This window comes from Streptomyces sp. SBT349 (assembly GCF_001083795.1).
GTDB lineage: Bacteria > Actinomycetota > Actinomycetes > Streptomycetales > Streptomycetaceae > Streptomyces.
Genome location: NZ_LAVK01000542.1, coordinates 1 through 3,291, shown reverse-complemented (window position 1 = coordinate 3,291; position 3,291 = coordinate 1). Strand labels below are relative to the sequence as shown.

Annotated in this window: 1 pseudogene; it reads left to right on the top strand. The window is 69.0% G+C overall.

The window, feature by feature from the left end:
* Positions 1-43 precede the first annotated feature (43 nt).
* Positions 44-3,256: pseudogene (locus ADY01_RS41690) on the top strand (acyltransferase domain-containing protein); the annotation flags it as partial.
* Positions 3,257-3,291 lie beyond the last annotated feature (35 nt).

Here is a 3,291-nt window from a genome sequence, read left to right as displayed (position 1 = left end):
GCTCGGAGATGTGTATAAGAGACAGGGGCTGGAGCATCGTGCGGTGGTGCTGGCGTCCGACCGTGGTCAGGCGGTGGCGGGGTTGGCGGGGGTGGGTGCGGGGGAGCCTGCCGCGCGGGTGGTGTCGGGTGTGGTGGCGTCGGGTGGTGACCGGCGGGTGGTGATGGTTTTCCCTGGTCAGGGCTCGCAGTGGCTCGGCATGGGCCGTGAACTGCTGGACAGCAGTCCGGTGTTCGCGGGGGCGATCGCTGCGTGTGAGGAGGCGTTGGCGCCGCATGTGGGGTGGTCGTTGGCGGAGGTGTTGCGTGCGGGAGATGAGGCGTTTCTGCGGCGGGTGGATGTGGTGCAGCCGGTGTTGTTCGCGGTGATGGTGGGGTTGGCGCGGTTGTGGGAGTCGGTGGGTGTTCGGCCGGATGTGGTGGTGGGGCATTCGCAGGGGGAGATCGCGGCGGCGCATGTCGCCGGGGGGTTGTCGTTGGAGGACGCGGCGCGGGTGGTGGCAGTGCGGTCGAAGGCGTTGGTGTCGCTGTCGGGCCGGGGTGCAATGGCGCAGGTGGCGTTGGGCGAGGAAGCGGCGGCGCGGCTGGTCGGGCCGTGGGAGGGCCGGGTCGGGGTGGCCGCGGTCAACGGGCCCGCGTCGACGGTGGTGTCCGGCGAGGTGGCGGCGGTGGAGGAGTTGCTGGCGCGGTGTGAGGTTGAGGGGGTGTGGGCGCGGTGGATCGGGGTGGACTACGCCTCGCACAGCCCGCAGGTGGAGGAGATCCGCGAGGAACTGGCCCAGGCTCTCTCGGGGATCAGCCCGGTGGCGGGCGGTGTGGAGTTCCGTTCCACGGTGACGGGTGAGGTGGTGGACACCGCCACGCTCGATGCCGGGTACTGGGTGCGGAACCTGCGCGAGCCGGTGCGGTTCGCCCCCGTGGTCGCCGCCCTGGCGCAGGCAGGAGCGCGGGTCTTCATCGAGGCCAGCCCCCACCCCGTGCTCACCGTCGGCATCGGTGACACGGTGGCGGACGCCGAAGCGGAGTGCGCGGTGGTGGAGACCCTGCGCCGGGACCACGGCGGGATGGCACGGTTCCTGGCCAGCGCCGCGCAGGCTCACGTGCACGGGGTGGACCTGGACTGGAACGCCATCTTCCCCGGCGCTCACCCGAGCCGCGTCGCCCTGCCCACCTACGCCTTCCAGCACAAGCGCTACTGGCATGACCAGACGTCGGCCCCGCGCGGCAGCCTGACCCCTGCCGAAGGGCGGTTCTGGGATGCGATCGAGCGCCAGGACCTCACCACGTTGGCCGAAGCCCTCGACCTGGACGGCGTGGAAACAGACTCGTCGCTCGCGGCCGTACTGCCGGTGCTCTCCGAGTGGCGCCGCCAGCAGGCACCGCGGCCGTCGCGTGCTGTCGCCCAGTTGGAGCAACGAAAAGAGAACCAGGGCAACGGCAGCTCCGAAGGAGGACTGCGGCCAGAGCTTGACGGGCTCTCCGAGCCCGAACAGCTGCGCGTGACCCTCAGGTTGGTCCGTACCCACGCGGCTGCCATTCTCGGACATGAGTCGGCCGACGAGCTCGATGTCTCCGCGTCCTTCAAAGACTTGGGCTTCGAGTCCATGACGGCGGTGAGGCTGCGGAACCGCCTGGTCGAGAGGACGGGGCTTCAGCTACCGAGGACTCTGCTGTACGACTTCCCCTCCCCCATGACGCTCGCACGCCACCTCAGGACAGAGGCGCTTGGGTTGTCGGGCGACGCCGAACCGGCACGGGCACAGGTGGGCCGTGTCGTCGACGAGCCGATCGCGATCGTCTCCATGGCGTGCCGCTTCCCCGGTGGCATCGCTTCGCCGGAAGATCTCTGGCAGTTGGTGGTGCGCGAAGAGAGCGCTGTCTCGGAATTCCCTGAGGATCGTGGCTGGGATCTGAGTTCGCTGTACGACCCGACCGCTGAGCGATCCGGAACCAGCTACACCCGTTATGGCTCCTTCGTCGGTGACGCGGTGAGCTTCGACGCCGGGCTGTTCGGGGTCAGTCCGCGCGAGGCGCTGGCGATGGATCCGCAGCAGCGACTGATCATGGAAACCGTCTGGGAAACGTTCGAGCGTGCCGGGATTCCGCCGCATTCGCTCACCGGAAGTTCTACCGGTGTCTTCATGGGGACCCTGGGGCAGGAATACGGCTCCCGCCTGCACGAAGTCCCCGAGGATTTCGAAGGATTCCTGCTCACGGGAAATTCCGCGAGCATTGCTTCAGGCCGTGTGGCGTATGCCTTCGGTCTGGAAGGTGCGGCGGTCACGGTGGATACGGCGTGTTCGTCGTCGCTGGTGGCGTTGCATCTGGCGGTGCAGGCGTTGCGGAATGGTGAGTGCTCGATGGCGCTGGCCGGTGGCGTCACCGTCATGGCGACCCCGGGCACGTTCGTCGAGTTCTGCCGGCAGGGTGCGCTGTCCGTGGACGGTCGGTGCAAGTCCTTCTCCGCGGCGGCCGACGGGTTCGGCGTGGGCGAGGGCGTGGGTGTGCTGCTGGTGGAGCGGCTGTCGGATGCCCGGCGGAACGGCCATGAGGTACTGGCGGTCATCCGTGGCAGTGCGACGAATCAGGATGGTGCGTCGAATGGTTTGACGGCGCCGAATGGTCCGTCGCAGCAGCGGGTGATCCGGCAGGCGCTGGCGAGCGCGGGGTTGTCGGTGGGGGACGTGGACGCGGTGGAGGCGCACGGTACGGGGACGTCGCTGGGTGATCCGATTGAGGCGCAGGCGTTGCTGGCCACCTACGGCCGGGATCGGGCGGACGGTGGGCCGTTGTGGTTGGGGTCCATCAAGTCGAACATCGGGCATGCGCAGGCGGCTGCGGGTGTGGCGGGTGTGATCAAGATGGTGATGGCGATGCGCCATGGCCTACTCCCCAAGACGTTGCACGTGGATGAGCCTTCCCCGGCCGTCGACTGGTCGGTGGGCGGGGTGGAGTTGCTGACCGAGCCGGTGGCGTGGGAGCGGAACGGGCGTCCGCGCCGGGCGGGCGTGTCCTCCTTCGGCATGAGTGGGACGAATGCGCATGTGATCGTGGAGGAGGCGCCGGAACGTCAGGAGGCCGCGGGTTCCGACGAACCGGTGCAGGTTTCTGGTGGTGTGGTGCCGTTGGTGGTGTCGGGGCGTTCGGGTAGGGCGTTGGTGGGTCAGGCGGGGCGGTTGCGGGGGGTCCTGGGGGCCGACGGGGGTGGCGGGGTGGCGGTGGGGGGTGTGGGGGGGGTGTCGATTATACAACTCTGACGCTGCCGACGACAGGGGTGGGCTGGGTTTAGGTG